At 63.2% G+C, this 19,007-nt stretch carries 20 protein-coding genes; 5 read left to right on the plus strand and 15 right to left on the minus strand.

All coding sequences use genetic code 11. The features are described 5' to 3' along the window. Positions 1–4 precede the first annotated feature (4 nt). The 15 genes from gspE to gpmA form a co-directional block, all read right to left on the minus strand. Positions 5–1,426, minus strand: a complete 1,422-nt coding sequence (gene gspE / locus GTP58_RS11770; RefSeq protein ID WP_161077641.1) for a type II secretion system ATPase GspE — start codon at positions 1,424–1,426, stop codon at positions 5–7. 1 nt (position 1,427) lies between these two features. After that, the gene (gene gspD / locus GTP58_RS11775; protein ID WP_072788139.1) at positions 1,428–3,644 is read right to left on the minus strand and encodes a type II secretion system secretin GspD; all 2,217 of its coding nucleotides are present in this window, start codon (positions 3,642–3,644) and stop codon (positions 1,428–1,430) included. A gap of 14 nt (positions 3,645–3,658) precedes the next feature. Then, complete coding sequence (locus GTP58_RS11780) at positions 3,659–4,432, minus strand: type II secretion system protein N (protein WP_161077642.1); 774 nt, start codon at positions 4,430–4,432, stop codon at positions 3,659–3,661. Then, positions 4,429–4,932 (minus strand): type II secretion system protein GspM, encoded by a 504-nt coding sequence (gene gspM / locus GTP58_RS11785; protein ID WP_072788134.1) that lies wholly within the window; start codon positions 4,930–4,932, stop codon positions 4,429–4,431. Before gspM ends, GTP58_RS11780 begins: the two co-directional genes overlap by 4 nt. Beyond that, the gene (gspL, locus tag GTP58_RS11790) at positions 4,929–6,164 is read right to left on the minus strand and encodes a type II secretion system protein GspL (protein WP_161077643.1); all 1,236 of its coding nucleotides are present in this window, start codon (positions 6,162–6,164) and stop codon (positions 4,929–4,931) included. The genes gspM and gspL overlap by 4 nt, the downstream gene beginning before the upstream one ends. 27 nt (positions 6,165–6,191) lie before the next feature. Beyond that, a complete protein-coding gene (gene gspK / locus GTP58_RS11795; protein ID WP_161077644.1) occupies positions 6,192–7,241 on the minus strand; it encodes a type II secretion system minor pseudopilin GspK in 1,050 nt (349 codons plus the stop codon). Beyond that, complete coding sequence (locus GTP58_RS11800; RefSeq protein WP_161077645.1) at positions 7,238–7,885, minus strand: type II secretion system protein J; 648 nt, start codon at positions 7,883–7,885, stop codon at positions 7,238–7,240. Before GTP58_RS11800 ends, gspK begins: the two co-directional genes overlap by 4 nt. Continuing rightward, a complete protein-coding gene (gene gspI, locus GTP58_RS11805) occupies positions 7,882–8,256 on the minus strand; it encodes a type II secretion system minor pseudopilin GspI (RefSeq protein ID WP_072788125.1) in 375 nt (124 codons plus the stop codon). Before gspI ends, GTP58_RS11800 begins: the two co-directional genes overlap by 4 nt. A 1-nt stretch (position 8,257) precedes the next feature. Further along, entirely contained in the window at positions 8,258–8,728 is a 471-nt protein-coding gene (gene gspH / locus GTP58_RS11810) for a type II secretion system minor pseudopilin GspH (RefSeq protein WP_161077646.1), read from the minus strand. A gap of 21 nt (positions 8,729–8,749) precedes the next feature. After that, entirely contained in the window at positions 8,750–9,193 is a 444-nt protein-coding gene (gene gspG, locus GTP58_RS11815) for a type II secretion system major pseudopilin GspG (protein WP_072788121.1), read from the minus strand. A 132-nt stretch (positions 9,194–9,325) separates the two neighbouring features. Next, positions 9,326–11,458 (minus strand): amidohydrolase family protein, encoded by a 2,133-nt coding sequence (locus GTP58_RS11820; protein ID WP_229215544.1) that lies wholly within the window; start codon positions 11,456–11,458, stop codon positions 9,326–9,328. A gap of 13 nt (positions 11,459–11,471) precedes the next feature. Next, complete coding sequence (locus GTP58_RS11825) at positions 11,472–12,227, minus strand: HesA/MoeB/ThiF family protein (protein WP_161077648.1); 756 nt, start codon at positions 12,225–12,227, stop codon at positions 11,472–11,474. Positions 12,228–12,257: 30 nt separating this feature from the next. Beyond that, positions 12,258–13,739, minus strand: a complete 1,482-nt coding sequence (locus tag GTP58_RS11830; protein WP_161077649.1) for a S41 family peptidase — start codon at positions 13,737–13,739, stop codon at positions 12,258–12,260. Positions 13,740–13,753: 14 nt separating this feature from the next. Further along, a complete protein-coding gene (locus tag GTP58_RS11835; RefSeq protein ID WP_161078129.1) occupies positions 13,754–15,190 on the minus strand; it encodes a murein hydrolase activator EnvC in 1,437 nt (478 codons plus the stop codon). A 49-nt stretch (positions 15,191–15,239) separates the two neighbouring features. Further along, positions 15,240–15,986 carry a 2,3-diphosphoglycerate-dependent phosphoglycerate mutase gene (gene gpmA / locus GTP58_RS11840; RefSeq protein WP_161077650.1) on the minus strand — a complete coding sequence of 249 codons (747 nt, stop codon included), beginning with the start codon at positions 15,984–15,986 and terminating at the stop codon, positions 15,240–15,242. 100 nt (positions 15,987–16,086) lie between these two features. Between gpmA and GTP58_RS11845 the strand changes: the two genes are divergently transcribed. The 5 genes from GTP58_RS11845 (at position 16,087) to GTP58_RS11865 (ending at position 18,984) form a co-directional block, all read left to right on the plus strand. Beyond that, a complete protein-coding gene (locus GTP58_RS11845; protein ID WP_072788248.1) occupies positions 16,087–16,488 on the plus strand; it encodes a rhodanese-like domain-containing protein in 402 nt (133 codons plus the stop codon). A gap of 15 nt (positions 16,489–16,503) precedes the next feature. Further along, the gene (gene grxC, locus GTP58_RS11850; protein WP_072788117.1) at positions 16,504–16,764 is read left to right on the plus strand and encodes a glutaredoxin 3; all 261 of its coding nucleotides are present in this window, start codon (positions 16,504–16,506) and stop codon (positions 16,762–16,764) included. 172 nt (positions 16,765–16,936) lie between these two features. After that, complete coding sequence (gene secB, locus GTP58_RS11855) at positions 16,937–17,410, plus strand: protein-export chaperone SecB (protein WP_072788116.1); 474 nt, start codon at positions 16,937–16,939, stop codon at positions 17,408–17,410. 64 nt (positions 17,411–17,474) lie between these two features. Next, positions 17,475–17,918, plus strand: a complete 444-nt coding sequence (locus GTP58_RS11860; protein WP_072788115.1) for an SH3 domain-containing protein — start codon at positions 17,475–17,477, stop codon at positions 17,916–17,918. A 40-nt stretch (positions 17,919–17,958) separates the two neighbouring features. After that, positions 17,959–18,984 (plus strand): NAD(P)H-dependent glycerol-3-phosphate dehydrogenase, encoded by a 1,026-nt coding sequence (locus GTP58_RS11865; RefSeq protein ID WP_161077651.1) that lies wholly within the window; start codon positions 17,959–17,961, stop codon positions 18,982–18,984. Positions 18,985–19,007: the final 23 nt, after the last annotated feature.

Raw genomic sequence — 19,007 nt, forward strand, 5'->3', positions numbered from 1 at the left:
CGCCTTAGTCCTTGGTCACGCGCATCAACTCGGCCTGGGTCGTCATGCCGCTGGCCAGCCAACGCTCGCCATCGTCACGCATGGTGTGCATGCCGTCGTGGATGGCCGTGGCCTTGATTTCCGCTTCCGATGCGCGGTTGTGTATCTGCGCGCGGATGTGCTCCGTGGTCTCGAGGAATTCGTAGACGCCCACACGGCCCTGATAGCCGGTGTGGCCGCAATGTTCGCAGCCGACCGCGTGCCACAGCTTGCCGTCGAAGGTCTTGCAGCTCGGGCACAGCTTGCGCACCAGGCGCTGCGCCAGCACGCCCAGCAAGGTTGACGACAGCAGGAACGGCTCGATGCCCATGTCCAGCAGACGTGTGACGGCAGCGGCGGCATCGTTGGTGTGCAGCGTGGCCAGCACCAGGTGGCCCGTCAGCGAGGCCTGCACCGCGATCTGCGCCGTTTCCAGGTCGCGGATCTCACCGATCATGATGACGTCCGGGTCCTGGCGCAGGATCGCGCGCAGCGCCTTGGCGAAGGTCATGTCGATGCGCGGATTGACCTGCGTCTGGCCAACGCCGGCCAGGTCGTATTCGATCGGGTCTTCCACCGTCATGATGTTGGTGGTGGTGGCGTTCAGCAGCGACAGCGCGGCATACAGCGTGGTGGTCTTGCCCGAGCCGGTCGGGCCGGTGACCAGCACAATGCCGTGCGGTTGATTGATCATAGTGTCGAACCTCGGCAGCATGGTTTCGCTCATGCCGAGGTGGTTCAGGTCGAGGCGGTTGGCTTCCTTGTCGAGCAGACGCAGTACGGCGCGTTCGCCGTGGCCGGTCGGCAGCGTGGAGACCCGCACATCCACCGGCTTGCCGCCGATGCGCAGCGTGATGCGGCCGTCCTGCGGCAGGCGCTTCTCGGCGATGTCCAGCTGCGCCATGATCTTGATACGCGAGATCAGCGAACCGTGGATGGCCTTGCGCGGACGGACGATGTCGCGCAGCGTGCCGTCGACGCGGAAGCGCACCACCGAAGTCTGTTCGAACGGCTCGATGTGGATATCGGATGCACCATCGCGCAGCGCCTGCGTCAGCAGCGCGTTAATCATGCGGATCACTGGTGCATCGTCGGACGATTCCAGCAGGTCTTCAATCGCCGGCACATCCTGCAGCAGCTTGGTCAGATCGAGGTCGGCGTCAAACTCCTCCGCCACCATCGAGGCGTTGCCGCCCGAGCTGGCGTAAGCCGCAGCGATCGCGGTTTCCAGATCGGCGCGCGTCATGTTCTTAAGCTGGATGCGGCCGAAACGGCGCGATACTTCCGCGATGGCGGCAGGCGCGGTGGCGCCGCACACCAGCACATCGACCGTGTGTTCCGCGTCTTCGCTGTGCTGGGCCAGCACCACGAAGTCGCGGGCAAAGGCGTAAGGGAGCAGATTACTCATATCACTGCTGCTTGACTGGTTCAGCCGCGCCAGGCGCAGCCTTGCTCGGCAGCGGCGCCGGGGTAATCGGACGGATCGACGCGCCGCCCAGCGGTGCGCCATCCTTGAGCTGCGGCAGCACCGGCTGGCCCAGGTCTTTGACCAGGATACCTTCCGGCGGCTGGATGGCTTCCTGCTGCAGACGCATGTAGTCGTAGCGGTCGGCCGCCAGCGTGCTGTTTTGCTCTTTGCTGCGCACCACGACCGGGCGCAGGAAGATCATCAGGTTGGTCTTGTTGCGGCTGCGCTTCTGGTACTTGAACAGGTTGCCCAGTATCGGGATGTCGCCCAGGCCGCGCACCTTGTCGGTGCCGTCGCCTTCCGTGTCTTCAATCAGGCCGCCCAGCACGATGATCTGGCCATCGTCGGCAATCACATTGTTTTCGATGATGCGGGTGTTCAGCGTAATGCCGCTCGGCGCCGTCAGCGTCGAGGTATCCACGCTGGACGTCTCGTGGTAAATCGCCATCTTGATGGTGCCGCCCTCGGAAATCTGCGGCCGCACTTTCAGCGTCAGGCCGACGTCCTTGCGGTCGATGGTCTGGAACGGGCTGGCGTTGTTGCCGGAGGTGGTGGTGAACTGGCCGGTCAGAATCGGCACGTTCTTGCCCACGCGGATGGTGGCCAGCTCGTTGTCCAGCGTGATCATGTTGGGCGTCGACAGGATGTTGGCGTTGCCGTCCGATTCCAGCGAGTGCGCCAGTGCGCCCAGGCCGATTGCATCGCCGACCTTCTTGAAGATGCCGATGGACAGGCCATTGGTCGGCAGGGTGGCGCCCTTGCCCGTGGCAACTGCGGTCAGCGTGTTATTGGTGCCGCCGGTGGTGAACGATTGCAGGCCGCCCACGCGGTAGGTGCTGTTCGAGTTACCGGTTGCGCCCACCCACTGCACGCCAAACTCGGAGACTTTGTCGGACGTGACTTCAACGATCAGCGACTCGATGTAGACCTGCGCGCGGCGCGCGTCCAGCTGGTCGATCACGGCACGCAGGTTGCGGTACACCGATTCCGGCGCGGTGATAATCAGGGTGTTGGTGCTGGCGTCAGCCTGGATGAAGCCTGCGGCGCCGCCGCCACCGCCCTGCTGCTGGCTGCCGGAGCCGCTCAGCAGCGGATTGCTCGGTCCCGACGAACCGCCACCCGCGTTGCCGCTGTTGTTGTTGCCGAAGCCACCGCCATTGTTGCCGCTGTTCTGCTGGCCGGTACCGCTGCCGGTGCCCGTTCCTGTGCCGCTGCTATTGTTCTGTTGCGAGACCTCGCCTGTCACCACGGAGCGCAGGGTTTGCGCCAGCTTGGTCGCTTCCGCATTCTTCAGGTAGACCACGTGCACATTGCCCAGTTCCTGGGTAGGCTGGTCCAGCTTGGCGATGAGCGACTTGGCCAGGTTGGAGCGCGCCAGCGATGGCGCGCGCAGCACCAGCGAGTTGGTGCGCGGGTCGGCCAGCACGCTGGTCTTGCCGGCGTCGCCGCTGCCGGCGGCGCCAGCATCCATGAGCTTATTGAGCATCGCTGCCAGGTCGCTGGCAATTGCGTAGCGCACCGGGATCACGTCCAGGTCCGACACTGCCGGCGCATCCAGCGCGGCGACGATTTTCGCCAGGCGCTTGACGTTGTCGGCGTAGTCGGTCACCACCACGCTGTTGTTGCCAGGGTTGGCATTGATGGTATTGTTCGGCGAGATCAGGGGACGCAGCACCGTCACCACGTTGGCGGCCGATTCATAATTCAGGCGGAAAATCTGGCTGACGATCTGGTCGCCCTTGGCCTGCGGCGCATCGACCTGGGTTGGTCCGGCCTGCAGCTTGGCGTCCGCTTCCGGCACCACCTTGGCGTAGCCGTCGCCGCTGACCACCGCATAGCCTTGCAGGCGCAGCGCGGAAGTCAGCAGGCTGAATGCCTGCGACTTGGTCACCGGTTTTTCCGACACCACCGTCAGCGTGCCTTTCACGCGCGGATCGATCACGAACGTGATGTTGGTGTAGTGGCCCACCGCCTTGATGACCGATTCAATATCGGCGCCGACAAAATTCAGCGCGGCGTCATCTGCTGCGGCATGCGCCAGGGCTGGCAGCAGCAAGGCGGCGGTAGGCGCGGCGCTGATCGCACAGCACAGCATCGCACCTGCGCTCAGGCGGCGCAGCGCAGGAAGACGGTTTTTGCTAACGGACTGTTTTTTCATAGTCGGACTTTATCTTAGTGGAACTCTAATGCGATGACGTTACGGTCGCTACCTGGCTTGCGCTGGCCCAGCAGATTCAGCAGGTTGGCCAGCGTATCCTCGTATCCCTGCGCTGCCTCGGCCTGCCCGGAAAACTGCAGGCGGCCGTTATTCAAACTTCCCTGGCCGCGCAACAGCAACGGCCCTTTGACGGAACTCAGCGTCAACTGCGCCTGCTGGCCATGCCAGTCCAGCGCCATGCTGTAGCTGCCCAGCGGCCGGATCGACGACAGGCGCGATGCCATGTCGGTCATCTCCAGCGTCGTGCGGCCGTTGACGCTGACCTGGCGGTTTTCCAGCGCCAGCTGCAGCGCCGTCCAGGTCAGCCGCATGGTACCGCTGGGCGCTACCGTATTCAGTGGCGCCCCCAGGCCGGCCAGGCCTTCGGCAGGCAGCAGCAGCGCCGATGGGCTCAACTGCCATTGCGACCAGCTGCCGTGGAAAGTCACCGGTTGTGCCAGCGCTTCCGGATTCTCCAGCTGCAGGTCAACCATGCCGACCAGCGCCAGCGGCGAAATCTTCCAGCTGAAACGGCCCGGCAGTAAGGGCGTCACGGGGCTGTTGTTGCCAGCCGCGCCGCCGATAAACGCCGAACCGCGCCACAGCGTACCTTGTGCATCTCCCAGCGTCAAACGGCCGCCGGTGCGCTGCTCGACAATGAAACCCAGCCACGCCGCCGGAAAGAACACCAGCAGCGTCAAGGCCATCGTCAGCGCGATGGTCAGCAGCCATAGCACGGCACGCTTCATCGGACTTCCTGACGCAGCGTCAGCGCGGCATTCACCACGCCCGGCGCCTCCTGCGCGGTAAAGCTGGCGTCCACCACGTTGATGCGGCTTTCGGTGCGGACCGCGTCCAGCCACGCCACCACGCCGGCATACTGGGCGCCGGTGAATTGCAGCTTGGCGTATTCGCCGGTGATGTTGAGCGATTGCGGATTCAGTCCGCGCGCCGCCAGGCTGGCGTTCAGCGCATCACGCGTCATGGGTGTCGGCGCAATGGTGTTCTGGCCTTTCAGCGCTTGCGCCTCGCGCGCCATGGACTGCATCTCGGCGGCCTGCTGATGCAGCTGCGGCAGCGATTTGTGCAGCTCGGCGCGGCCATCCAGCGCCGGTCCAACCAGCACGCCATAAAACAGGCCCAGGCCGAGCACCGCACCGCCGATGCGCAGCAGCTTGCGTTCCTGCTCGGTGCGGACTTGCCAGAATGCGTCGATACGCGCGCGCAGGTCTTGTGTCGCTTTACTCATGATTTTGCTCCTGCGGTTGCGGGCTGGATCTTCCAGGAGGAGGATGACGACTCGTCGATATGCAGCTTGCGGCCCGCCAGTGCGGAGCGCAGCTGCGCCATCATGGCCGCATCCACGGTATTCGGTTTGACTTTCACGATCAGTGCGCGGTCTTTGTATTCCAGCGCACTGATGATGTCGCGGCGCGGCAGGCTGCTCAGCGCTGCGCCAAAGCCGGCGCTCAGGGCGACAAATTCGTCGGCGCTACCTTCACCGCTATTGGCTTTGGCCAGGCGGATATTGCGGGCCATCTGGTCCATCGGCGCGGCGACCAATGGCTCGTTGGGATAGACCGACTTGAAGGTCTGCTTCATCGACAGGTCCACCGTCTTGGCTTCACCCTTGAGGCGCATCCATTCGATATTGATACCGATCACGTTGACCAGCAGCGCCAGCACGGCGATACGCGCCGGCCAGCGCCACAGCTGCCACGCACGCGACGCTGCGCCGGCCGTGCCCAGTGCCGGCGCCAGATCCAGGCCCGCGCTGCGCGAGGCCGCCACCCAGTGTGCCCAATGGTCTTCTTCCAGTGTCAGATGCGGCACCTCGGCGGCCAGCGGCGCAAATTGCGCCATCTGCGCCGGCGCCAGATACAGCGTCATCGCCTGTTCGCCGGCCAGCGCCCGCAGGGTTTGCAGCGCCATCTGCGGTTGCGCCGGCAGCGTCAGGCCCAGGCCTTCCAGCTGCGACTGGCGCAGTACCAGCTCGTAGCCCGCATCGCCCGGCAGCACGGTGGCGGAAACAGCGCCCGGCTGGAACGGCAGGCACAGTTGCGACGGCAGCGCCGATACCGCATGGGCGCCTTGCGCCAGCAAGGCTTTGACCAAGACCTCCAGCCACGCACGCTGCACCACGGCCACAGTACGCAAGCCTTCTTCATCAGCAGCGCTGGCGGCCAGCACGCAGTCAGCCGGATCGCCGAGCACCTGTTCTTCCACCAGCGCCGGCAATGCGGCCTTCAGCTTGGCGGCCGACAGCGGCGGCGCCTTGACGCGCAACAGCGTCACATCCGCAGCAGCCAGCAGCAGCACCACGCGACGCGATGAGGCAACCAGGTCCGCCAGATTCCCCAGCGGCGATGCGCCCTGCTGCAGCAGGTTGCCGCCGTCGCCCACCAGCGCGAACGGGCAGGTCTGGGCGGCGCCGCTGTCGACGCTGGCCTTGGCCGGATAGCGGATAAATAATGTAGTCAAAGGAGCTCGCTTTCGTTCATCGCTGTTCTAGTATTCCCTTATCCAGGCCACGGTAGTAGCCGGTAATCTGCCTGGCCGCACCAGCATGGACTGCGTCTCCAGCGAGGCGCGGTCCAGTCGCACCCGGCTATAGGCCAGGAAGTAGTCGCTGCGCACGTCCCAGTCCACCTTCACGCTATGGTTCGCCATCTGCGGCACGAACGTAAAGCCGGATTTGTCGCGGTAATACGCCGTCTTGCGGGCGCTGACCATGGCTGCCGCATCCGACAACGACAGTCCCGGCACCAGCGCCGACAATAGCTCGGCAGGCGCCGTATTCACATTCAACGGCGTCACCTTATCCGTCGGCAGGATAATGACATAGTCACGCAGCAGTTCAATCGCCGGCGGCGCAAAACCGCTCACCGCCAGCAGGTCCTCCACCCGCACCAATCCGATCGGCTCCGCGCTGCCCGACGACTGCGCGGCCGGTTGCTGCGGGCCGCTACCGCTTTGCGGATTGCTGGGACCACCACCACCGCCGCCGACACCGCTGGAAGGATTGCTGATGCCACCGCCACCACCACCCGTATTCGGCACCACCGCCACTGGCTGCGCGTTGGCCACCAGATCGGCGACGCCGCGCGCCATGCCGGTATCCAGCCGCAGATTCTCCAGCAAGCGCTGAAACATCTCCAGCTGGGCCGTGTTGATTTGCCGGTTGCTTGCAAGGTTGCCTAGATTGTAACGCGACTGGGCATCCGTCATGCGGCCAGATAGCGTGGCGTTAAAACTTTCGCCCTGCAGGCGTTCGCGCTCCACGTAATCATCCAGCCGGGTTTCCTCCAATGGCGTCGCCCACACACCGTTCAGCTGCGTGAAATTCGGCGAATCCATCACGTCCTGGTTCAGAATCAAGCGGCTCAGATCCAGCGCTCCGCGCAAGATCCAGCGCGTCTGCAACTGCAAGCGCTGATTTTCCATCGAACGCACCTGCACCTGCTGCAGCCAGAACAGGCTGGTCACAATCGTCACCGCCAGTGTAGTCAGCAGCAGCGCCGTGATGACTGCCACGCCTTGTTGACGCTTCAGCTTCACAGTGCCCCCAGCAGGAAAGCCTTCACCAGCGGCACCGTCTGCGCCTGCTGAACCAGCGATACTTCCAGCCCGGTCGGCAGCGTCAGGCCCGGACCGCCGGCAGTCGATACACCGTTTGCGTTGCGCCAGCCGCCCGAACCGGTGTTACTGCCAGGCGCGGCGCCCGGCGACGGCACCCACAGGCGCATGGACATATTCTGCAGCCCGGATTGCAGCGCCACTGCCGCTGACGGGTCATTGTCGCTGAGTCCCGCCTGCCACAGCACATCCAGCTGCGTCAGGTCGCGCGTGTAGCTGGACTCGCGCCGCGTCAGAACGCCGTTCGCCACGCGGTAAGACACCACCTGCAAGCGCGTCGGCTGGTTCTCGCCCAGCACCATCCGCACCAGCGTAATGCGGTTGTCTTCCGCCTGCAGGAAGGGCCGGTTGCGCAGCAGCGTGCTGCTGGCCAGGTTTTCGCAATCGCTCTGCATCTGCGCGAACGCCAGCTGCAGCCCGCGCGTCTGCTCCATATCGTTGTTCAGGGTAGCGCGCGAACGCACGATGCTATCCAGGCCGCGCCAGCCCAGCACGGCGATGATGGCCAGAATGGAAATCGCCAGCAGCAGTTCGATCAGCGTAAAGCCGCGCGCACGGGACGTCATGAATTCAATACCAGTTGGACCAGCTTGATAATGCGGCGCTCCGGATGGTCAGCGGCATACACGCTCACTTCCACCCGGCGGAAGCGCGGATTCGGACTGGCGATGACCTCCTCCTCGCACATCAGCAGCAGGTCGCCCTGCGGGCATTCGTAGGTCTGCTTGCCGATCGGCGGGAAGACTTTGGCCAGGCGCACCTGCACCAGCCGGTTTTCGGCCGACCAGGTGGCCATCATATTGGCGCGCAGGCCGTCGCTGTTGGCGGTCAGGCTGCCGACGGCGCGCAGCGAGGCGATCAGCGCCGTCGCCACGATCATCAGCGCGACCAGCACTTCCAGCATGGTGAAGCCTTGATGGGAGGAGCGGCGGCGCATGCTAGTCCACCGTGAAGTGGCCGATGCCATCGGCGCGTATGGTGACGCTGGCACCTTCGCCAGCCATCATGTTCAGTGTAAACGGCTTGTCGACCGGCTCGCGGCCGAAGACGATGCGCAGTGTGGGTTCAGGGATGGGTGGCAAAGGATCGAGCATCAGCGTGAGCGGCCCATTTTTGAAATTCCGTTCACGCAGCAGGTCATCCTGGGTCAGCGGCTCCCACTGCTTGTTGTCGTTGCGGACCAGGAAGCGGTAGCTGTCGGGCGTGGCCTCGAAAGCGATCTGGCGGTTGCGGACGATGGCCTCATCGCGCGCCAGTTGCAGCAGCAGCGCGACACGCTTGGCGTCCTGCTGCAAGGACTGCTGCCGGCCCGGTATCGCGTTCAGCGATACCAGTCCCAGCGTGATGCCCAAAATGACCATCACCACCAGCAATTCGATCAGCGTGAAGCCACGCTGGCCGGCGCGCATGATCTGCTGTCCCTTGCGAGCTTAGTTTTCCCAGGAGCCGATGTCGGCGTCGTCGCCGGTGCCGCCAGGCTGGCCATCGGCGCCATAGGAGAACACGTCGATCTCGCCCTTGATACCTGGCGACAGGTACTGGTAGGGATTACCCCACGGGTCCTTCGGCATTTTCTCCAGGTAGCCGCCCGTTTTCCAGCCATTGGCAGCCGGGCCGCTGGTAGGTTTTTCGAGCAGCGACTGCAGGCCCTGTTCGGTGGTCGGGTAGCGCTGGTTATCCAGCTTGTACAGCTTCAGCGACTGCATGATGGTGGCGATATCCACCTTGGCCGCAGCGATTTTGGACTCGCCGGTACGGCTCAGCAGCTTGGGCACCACCAGCGCGGCCAGCACGCCCATGATGACCACCACCACCATAATTTCGATCAGCGTAAAGCCGCGTTGGACGTGGCGACGGACGGAAAACTTTTTCATAATTTGATAACAAATAAAAATGAGTGCAGAGTATAAGGCGGAATCACGGCAATAGCGACTATTGCCGTGATTTATCCGTTTTGCCCCTTAAAACGCTCTTAATATGACCGTTTCTTTACCCGACCTTACGCCTTAATCGCGTTTGCGGGCGCTGGTTTCAATGCGGTTCAGGGCGCCCTCGTTACTGCCGCCGTAAACTTCGGCCACCGCTGCCGCATTTTTCGCCACTTTCGGCGCATCGCCGACGAACGGCGCGATGCCCAGCGCTGCGTCGATCTCCTGCGGGTAGATCACATAGCCACGGGTCACCACCGCCGACACCTTGCGCACGTCCTCGATGTTCTTGGTCGGATCGCCGTCCACCAGCACCAGGTCGGCCAGTTTGCCCGGTGCGATGCTGCCACGGTCATTGGTGGTGCGCGTGTAGCGGGCGCCGTTGCGGGTCGCCACCTGCAGCGCCTGCGCCGGCGTCAGGCCGGCCTTGACCAGCATCCCCAGCTCGGAATGCAAGGTAAAGCCCGGGATATCGTCCGTTCCGGCGACGATAGGCACGCCAGCCTTGTACATGATGCCGACGAATTCCACCATCTTGGCGTAGGACTTCTCATAGCGCTTGAGCTGCGCGTCGCCCTCGATCTTCATGGTGGCGACCTTGAAGCCGCGCGCCACGTCCGGCGGCATGTGCGACGCGAACGCCGCGTAAGGCTCGTTCACATCGCCGTCCTTCTGCTTGAGGAAGGCAAAGGTGGACATGGTCGGATCGATCGAAATCTGCTTCTTGGCCAGGTAAGCGACGAAGTCCTTGACCGGCTTGGAATTGAAGTCCATGTCCGCCACCTTTTCGGCCGGCAGCACGAAGCGGTTGAGGTTACGGGTTTCCGTATCCGGCTTGACCAGGAAGTTCAGCAGCACCTGGTTGATGTGCTGGATCTCGTCGTAGCCCGCGTCCAGCGCTTCCTGCGCGCGCAGGCCGGCCGGGATGTGGCCGGACACGCGCATGCCACGGCTGTGGGCATAGGCCACCGTGTCCTTCAGGATGGCTTTCGGGAAGGAGTTATAAATCTTCAGCTGCGGATAACCGCGTTCCGCATACCAGTCGATGGCATCCTTGGCGCCTTTCAGGTCCTTGATGACAAAGCCGTTGTTGGCGCTGTACGGGCTCTCGCCCTCCAGGAAGCCGGCTGGCACCACCTGCGGCGCCATCAGCTTGCCCGCCGCCGTTTCGTCCAGCATGGCTTGCAGCTGCTTGTTGTCGTTGCCCATATCGCGCACGCTGGTAACACCGGCCGACATATTCAGCGTACCGGACCAGCGGTCCACGTGGCCGTGCAGGTCGAACAGGCCAGGCAGCACAATGCGGTTGGCGGCGTCGATGGTGTTGTCGGCGTCGCGCACCGGCGAACCGGCAGGCAGCACGGCGGTGATGCGGCCGCGCAGCACATAGATATCGGAGGGCTGGCCGACGATGGCTTTCTCGCTGTCGAAGATGCGCGCATTGCGCACCACGGTCAGGCCGGTCAGCGGATGCTGCAGCTTGGCGGCGATATCGGTCAGCATCTGGCTTTCGGCAGCCTTCTGGTGCTTGGCCAGCAGCGGTGCCGCCGCTTGCCAGCCTTCTTCCAGCATATTGCCAAAGCCCGGAATCACGATGCCGAACAGGCGTGGCTTGTCGCCGGTGGTGGTCCAGTAGAACGCTGGCGACAGGCCGACGCCGGTTTGCGCGACCAGATTCACACTCTGCTTCTGACCTGTGGCGCTGGTGACTTCCACGCTATCGAGCACGCGCTGCGACAGCGTGCCCGATGGCAGCAGCGGCAGTTTGCCGTCCGGCGCCTTGGCCAGTGCGGCGATGGCCACCGAGGCCACTTCGAAAGAGCTGTTCAGCGGCAGATAGGCGGCCGGGCCGCTGACGGTTTTCTCGCCCTGCTCCGACGTCGATTTCCACTGCGCCTTGTCGCCCTTGCGCGAGAACTGCTCGTCCACCACCGCGCCAAAGGTCGAATTGCCTTTGACCGAGTATTCGGTCATGGTGCCGTCCGCGCCCAGGCGGAATTGCTCCGCCAGTTCCGGACCGCGGCCGTTGTCCTTGTAGATGAAGGCGACCTTGGTCAGGCCATCATCCAGATGCTCGACCACCTGCTGGCCGATCTGCTTGTTGGCGTTTTCCGAGATGATCAGGTATTTGGTGGTGGTGGCGGCTTGCGCGCCAAAGGCGGCGGTCAGGGCCAGGGTCAGCGGCAGTACAGCGAGACGTTTCGTCAGCAAAGTGATTCTCCCATTAGTTAGTTTTGGCGGCGCAGACCGGGCAATCGCCATTGCGGCCCACGCCAATACTCGTCCATTCCATATGCAAACCATCCAACATCATCAGGCGCCCGGCCAGCGAACCGCCCACGCCCATCAGCAGCTTGAGCGCTTCGGCCGCCTGCATGGCGCCCACCACCCCCACCAGCGGCGCAAACACGCCCATGGTGGAGCAGGCTACATCTTCAAATTTCTGATCCTGCGGGAACAAGCAAGAATAGCAAGGTTGTGCGCCGCTGCGGGGATCAAATACGCTGATCTGGCCATCAAAGCGGATCACGGCGCCCGATACCAGCGGTTTATGCGCGGCCACGCAGGCGCGGTTCACCGCATGGCGGGTGGCGAAGTTGTCGGTGCAGTCCAGTACCACGTCCGCTTGCGCCACCAGTGCATGCAGGCGGGCGTCGTCCACGCGTTCATTGAGCGCGGTGACGGCGATGTCGGGATTGATCTGCTGTAGCGTGAGGCGCGCCGATTCGGCCTTGGGCTGGCCCACGCGGCCGGTGGTATGGGCGATCTGGCGCTGCAGATTGGTCAGGTCGACCGTGTCGTTGTCGACCAGCGTGATGTGGCCGACGCCGGCCGAGGCCAGGTACATGGCGGCCGGCGAACCCAGGCCGCCGGCGCCGATCACCAGCGCGTGCGCGGCCAGCAGCTTCTGCTGGCCTTCGATGCCAATTTCGTCAAGCAGGATGTGGCGCGAGTAGCGCAGCAATTGTGAGTCGTTCATCGTCTCTATGCGGCGTTGGCGCGCATGGGTTTATTTGGTCTTGGGTTTGGGCAGCGGCTGGGTATCTGGCTTGCTATCTGGCTTAGTATCCGGCTTGGTTTCGCCAATGTCGCTGGCGGGCTTGGCGTCCGCCGTCGACAGTTTGACCGGCAGGCCCTTGAAGTGGTTGATCGCCTGCGCCAGCTGGAAGTCGTCCCGGGAGCCGAATTCCACCGGTTTGGTTTTCTTCGCCGCTGCGGCCAGGCGCTGCTCGTCTTCCAGCAGATCGCGTTTGGCGTCACCTTCCGGGTCCTTGTCGTTGCCCAGGTGTTTTTGCAGATCCGCTTCGCGCACGCGCAGACGCTCCAGGCCATCGCCGCCTTCGGTTTCGTCCACCAGCAGGTCCGGCGTGATGCCGCGCGCCTGGATGGCGCGGTTCTTCGGCGTGTAATAACGCGCGGTGGTCAGCTTGACGGCGGTATCGGCGGTCAGCTGGCGCAGCGTCTGCACCGAGCCCTTGCCGAAGGTCTGCGTGCCCATGATGGTGGCGCGCTTGTAATCCTGCAGCGCGCCAGCGACGATTTCCGACGCCGACGCGGAGCCGGCGTTCACCAGCACCACCATCGGCACATCTTTGAGGCCGGCCGGCAGCTTGGACAAGGGATCAACCTTGGCTCGCGGCGCGTAGAATTCCTGGCGGCCGTAGAACGTCTCCTTGGAGGTCGGCAGCTGGCCGTTGGTCGAGACGATGACAGAGTCCTTCGGCAGGAAGGCCGCGGAAACGCCGATCGCGCCTGGCACCACGCCGCCCGGATCGTTGCGCAGGTCCAGCACCAGGCCTTTGATGTTGGGGTCCTGGTGATACAGGGCGGTGATTTTCTTCGCCATGTCGTCCACGGTCGGTTCCTGGAACTGCGAGATGCGTACCCACGCATAGCCCGGCTCCACGATCTTGGCCTTGACGCTCTGCACGCGGATTTCTTCGCGCACGATGTTGAACACCAGCGGCTTGTCCTCGTCCTTGCGGCTGATGGTGACGCTGACTTTGGAACGCGGCTCGCCGCGCATCTTCTTGACCGATTCATCCAGCGACATGCCTTTGATGAGCGTGCCGTCGATGCGGGTAATCAGGTCGCCCGCCTTGATGCCGGCCTTGAACGCGGGCGTGTCTTCAATCGGCGAGACGACCCGGATGTAACCGTCTTCCAGGCCCACTTCCACGCCGATGCCGACGAATTTGCCGGCCACGGTCTCGCGCATTTCGCGAAACGCCTTCTTGTCGAGGTAGACCGAATGCGGGTCCAGCGAGGACACCATGCCGGAAATGGCTTCGGTGAGCAGCTTCTTGTCGTCGACGTTTTCAACGTAATCGGTCTTGATCAGGCCAAACACGTCGGACAGCTGGCGCAGTTCTTCCAGCGGCAATGGGGCGCCGGTGACTTTTTGCGCAATCGCGGAAAACTGGAAAGAGGCGGCAACACCAGCCACCATACCGAGGCCGATCAGGCCGATGCTCTTGACTTTGTTGCCCATTTTTTCCGCAAATCCTAAAACTTGACCCAGCCAGCCGGATCGAATGCCGCGCCCTGATGGCGAAGTTCAAAGTATAGCCCCGATTCCTCGTTGCCACCGCTATTACCTGCGCTGGCGATGGAGTCGCCGGCCTTGACGATGTCGCCGGCCCGTTTGAGCAGCGACTGGTTATTGCCGTAAATACTCATGTACTGGCCGCCGTGATCGATGATGATCAGGTTGCCGAAGCCGCGCAGCCAGTCGGCAAACACGACCCTCCCCCCAGCGACCACGTGCACATCGGCGCCTTCGCTGGCGCGGATGAAGACCCCTTTCCAGCTCGGACCATCGCCGCGGCGCGAGCCGAATTTGGCGGCCACCTTGCCTGCTACGGGCGAGCGCAGCTGGCCTTTCATGCTGGCGAAAGCGCCCGCAGGGGCGGCCGGCGCCAGTGCGATATCGGCGGCTTTGGCGGGCGGCGGTGTCTCCTCTTCGCGCGGCGCCGGTACCGGTGCCGGCGACGGCTTGATCGCCGCCACTTTCGGTTCGTCGGCGTCGATCGCGTCCGCCGGGTTCGGCACGGCTGGCTTGATGGTGCCGGACTTGCTGTTGTTGGCCTTGTTGGCCAGACGCTGGCGTTCCGCCTCCGCCGCCTTGGCTTTCGCCAGCGCGCGCGCTTCGGCATCCGCCTTGGCCTTGGCGGCTTTGGCGGCCGCGACCTGCTCCTGGCGTTTTTTCTCGGCTGCGGCCGCTGCGGCCTGTTCGGCGATCAGCTTGCCCAGCTTGTCGACCAGGCCCGTCATGCGCTGCTCGTCACGTTCAAGGTTGCCCGCTTCCTTGCGCTGGGCCACCAGCTTCTTCGACAAGGTGGACAGCAGGGCCGCGCGGCGGCCTTTTTCCTGCTCCAGCTTGGCTTTCTGCTGCAACTGTTCTTCGGCGATCTCTTCCAGCTCGTCCTTGGCGTTCTGCGCGGCTTCCTGGTTGACCTCGACGGCCTTCAGGTTGCTACGCAGCGACTCCAGCAGACGCGCCTGCGCCTGCGAGACGTAAGCCAGCATCTGCAAATCGCGGTTGATACGGTTGGGGTTGTCGCCGGACAGCAGCAATTTGATGCGGTCTTCATTGCCCGCCACGTACTGCTCGCGCAGCAGCTTGGCCAGCTGCTGTTTCTGCTGGGCGACCGTGGCCGCCAGCCGGTCGTGCTCGCCCGACAGCTGTTGCAGCTTGGTATTGGTATCGCCCTGCTCCTGCTGCAGGTCGCGCAGCGCGCGGTTGGCGTCCGAAATCGCCTGCTCCGACTCGGCCAGCGTGTCGGCCGCATCGTCCTTGGCGGATTCGGTCTTGCTGATGTCCTTTTTGAGCACACTGAGCTTCTGCTGCACACCGGCGCGTTCAGCCTCGGCAGCAGCCTTCTGCTTGCTGCGCTCGGTCATCTTGCCGAACGGCGCCGCATGGGCGCCGATCGACAGCATCAGCAGCAAGGCTGCTGCTGTGCTTCCACGAGGGTAAGAAGAAAACAAATTACTTGGCCTTGCCCTGGTTGGCGACAGCTGCCTGCGCAGCGGCGATGGCATCGGCGTCACCGAGGTAGTAGTGACGGATAGGCTTGAGGTTTTCGTCCAGCTCGTAGACCAGCGGGGTGCCGTTAGGAATGTTGAGGCCGACGATATCGCTGTCGCTGATGCCGTCCAGCATCTTGATCAGCGCGCGCAGGCTGTTGCCGTGGGCCGAGATGATGATGTTCTTGCCCGCCTTGATGGCCGGGGCGATTTCCTCGTCCCACACCGGCACCACGCGCGCCACGGTGTCTTTCAGGCATTCGGTCAGCGGAATCTGCTCTTTGCTCAGGCCGGCGTAGCGCGGATCGTTGAACGAGGCGCGGTCGTCAGTCGCTTCCAGCGCTGGCGGCGGCGTGTCGTAGCTGCGGCGCCAGACCAGCACCTGCTCGTCGCCGTACTTGGCAGCGGTTTCGCCCTTGTCCAGGCCTTGCAGGGCGCCGTAGTGACGCTCATTGAGGCGCCAGTCGTTCTTGATTGGCAGATACATCGCATCCATTTCGTCCAGCGCCAGCCACAGGGTCCGCACGGCACGCTTGAGCACCGAGGTGTACGCCAGGTCAAAGGTAAAGCCGCCGTCCTTGAGCAGCTTGCCGGCCTGCTTGGCCTCATTGATGCCTTTTTCGGTCAGGTCAACGTCGGTCCAGCCGGTGAAGCGGTTCGACAGGTTCCAGGTGGATTCGCCATGGCGCATGAAAACGATTTTGTACATGTGGACTATCTTTTCAGGAAAAGTTGGAAAACCGGTGCTTTGAATGCTCATACAGCTTCTATTTTATAATGCGCGGATTAAGTTCAACCATTGGATTCCTGTGAAATTCTTCATTGACAATATTTTCCTCATCGCCATCGTGCTGGTTTCGGGCGGCGCCCTGCTGTGGCCAGCGCTGACCCAACGCGGCAAACGCGGCAGCCCGCAAGACGTGACGATGTTGATTAATCGCGGTAAAGCCACCATCTTGGATGTACGCGATGCCAAGGAATTCGCTGAAGGCCACTTGCCGGAAGCCAAGAATATCCCGCTGGCTGACCTCGACAAGCGCATCAGCGAGCTGGAGAAGTTCAAAAGCCGTGCCGTGATCGTGGTCTGCAAAAGCGGCGCACGCGCCTCGGCCGCAGCAGGCAAGCTGGCCAAAGCCGGTTTTGCTGACGTGGTCAACCTGGAAGGTGGCATTGCCGCATGGCAAAAAGCCGGCCTGCCGCTGGCTAAATAACTGGGAGGAAGCATCATGACTGCCGAAGTGATCATGTATACCACCGCAGTGTGCCCCTACTGCATCCGCGCCGAACGCCTGCTGGAATCCAAGGGCGTGACAGCCCTGAAAAAAATCCGCGTCGACCTGGATCCGGAACAACGCATGACGATGATGCAAAAGACCGGCCGCCGCACCGTGCCGCAAATCTATATCGGCGACACCCATGTCGGCGGTTTTGACGATTTGTATGCGCTGGATCAAGCGGGCGGCCTGTCGCCCTTGTTAAATGGCTAATGGTCCTCAAATACAACGAGCGCCGGGTGGAAAGCCTTTAAAACCTTATCGGTTTTGATACAATTGCCCTCGCGTTTGATTTGAGCTGTCTTCTGGCCATACCAAGCAAACATCATCCGGAGTGGCCTTATTTTGATAAAGCCGCTCGTTTTCACTATAACGAAAGCGTTCCATGTCTGAAGAAAATCTGCAACCAGTATTCCAAATCCAACGCGTCTACCTGAAAGACCTGTCGCTGGAGCAACCTAATTCGCCGGCGATCTTCCTGGAACAGGAAGCCCCGACCATCGAAGTAGCCCTGGACGTTGGCGCTGAGCCGCTGGCCGATGGCATCTTCGAATCGACCGTCACCATCACCGTGACCGCCAAAGTCAAAGACAAAGTGGCGTTCCTGGTAGAAGGCAAGCAAGCTGGCATCTTCGAAGCCCGCAACATTCCTGCAGAACAACTGGACCCACTGCTGGGTATCGGCTGCCCGAACATCGTCTATCCATACCTGCGTGCGAACATCGCCGACGTGATCACCCGTGCCGGCTTCCCGCCAGTGCACCTGGCTGAGATCAACTTCGAAGTGTTCTACCAGCAGCGTCAACAAGCGATCGCTGAAGCAGCCGCTGCTGCCCCAGCCGCTGACGCGACCCACTAAGCTGTTGCTGCATACGCCGCCGGGCGCTCGTCCGGCGGCAGTTTTCCCCCTCTCAAGGTAAGCCATGACTTTTCCCCGTTTGATCGCTGCTCTGACCATGACGCTGGCCGCTGCCGGCAGCCAGGCATACGACTTCAAATCGGTAGGCGCAGCACCCGTCATCCTGTACGACGCGCCATCGACCAAAGGGGCCAAACTGTTTGTTGTGCCGCGCGGCGCCCCGCTGGAAGTGGTGGTGGCCTATGGCGAATGGCTCAAAGTCCGTGACGTCAACGGCGAACTGGCCTGGACCGAGGCCAAGGGCCTGAGCGCCAAGCGCACCCTCATCGTCAAGACGCCCAATCTGAAAGTTCGCGCCACGCCGGATGACGCCGCCAATGCTGCATTTACCGCCGACAAAGGCGTGCTGCTGGAACTGGTGGAATCGGTGGCGAGCGGCTGGATCAAGGTACGCCATCGCGACGGCCTGACCGGTTTCGTCAAGAGTTCCGAAATCTGGGGCATATAATTGCCGTAGCGGCGCCTTCCCACGCGCCGAATGAGATCCCATGCAAGAGAAGACTAAACAGGCGGACGCCGTCCGCAAGGTAAGCGTGCTTGGCGCAGGCGCCTGGGGCACGGCCGTGGCCATGGCGCTGGCACAGCGTCACGACGTCCTGCTGTGGGGCCGCAATGCGGCGGCGCTGCAGGAAATGGGCCGCGCCCGCGTGAATGCCGAATATCTGCCCGGCTATGCCTTCCCGGACCGCTTGCAAGTGGCCAGCGACTTTGACGCGGCGCTGGCCCACGTGGCCGAGCCCGGCAGCCTGCTGATTGCCGCCAGCCCGGTGGCCGGCTTGCGCCCGCTGCTGCAGCAACTCAAAGGCCGGCCGATTCCCAACGTGGTGTGGCTGTGCAAAGGCTTCGAATACGACACCGGCCTGCTGCCGCACCAGATCGTGCGCGAAGTGCTGGGCGACACGGTGGCAGGCGGCGCCCTGTCCGGTCCCTCGTTTGCGCAGGAAGTGGCCAAAGGCCTTCCGTGTGCGCTGACGATCGCCTCCGACTCCGCCGCGCTGCGCGCCTGCGTGGTCGAGACCGCCCATGGCGGCAACGTGCGCGTCTACTCGAGCGAAGACCTGGTCGGCGTGGAAGTGGGCGGCGCGGTGAAAAACGTGCTGGCGATTGCCACCGGCGCTGCAGACGGCCTGGGCTTGGGTCTGAACGCGCGCGCCGCACTGATTACGCGTGGCCTGGCCGAAATCACCCGTCTGGGCGTAGCCTTGGGCGGCCAGACCGAAACCTTCATGGGCCTGACCGGCATGGGCGACCTGATCCTGACCTGCACCGGCGACCTCTCGCGCAACCGCCGCGTCGGCATGGGGCTGGCGCAAGGCAAGCCGCTGGATCAGATCGTACAGGAGCTGGGCCACGTCGCCGAAGGCGTACCGTGCGCCAAAGCCGTACGCGAACTGGCCGCGCGCCGTGGCGTCGACATGCCAATCACCAACGCCGTCGCTGGCGTGCTATTCGATGGCGACCAGCCACAAGCGATGGTGAGCCGTTTGCTATCCCGCGACCCCCGAGACGAATAAATTCCGGGGTCAGTTCTTGCAAT

It is taken from the genome of Duganella sp. CY15W, assembly GCF_009857555.1.
Classification (GTDB): domain Bacteria; phylum Pseudomonadota; class Gammaproteobacteria; order Burkholderiales; family Burkholderiaceae_D; genus Rugamonas; species Rugamonas sacchari.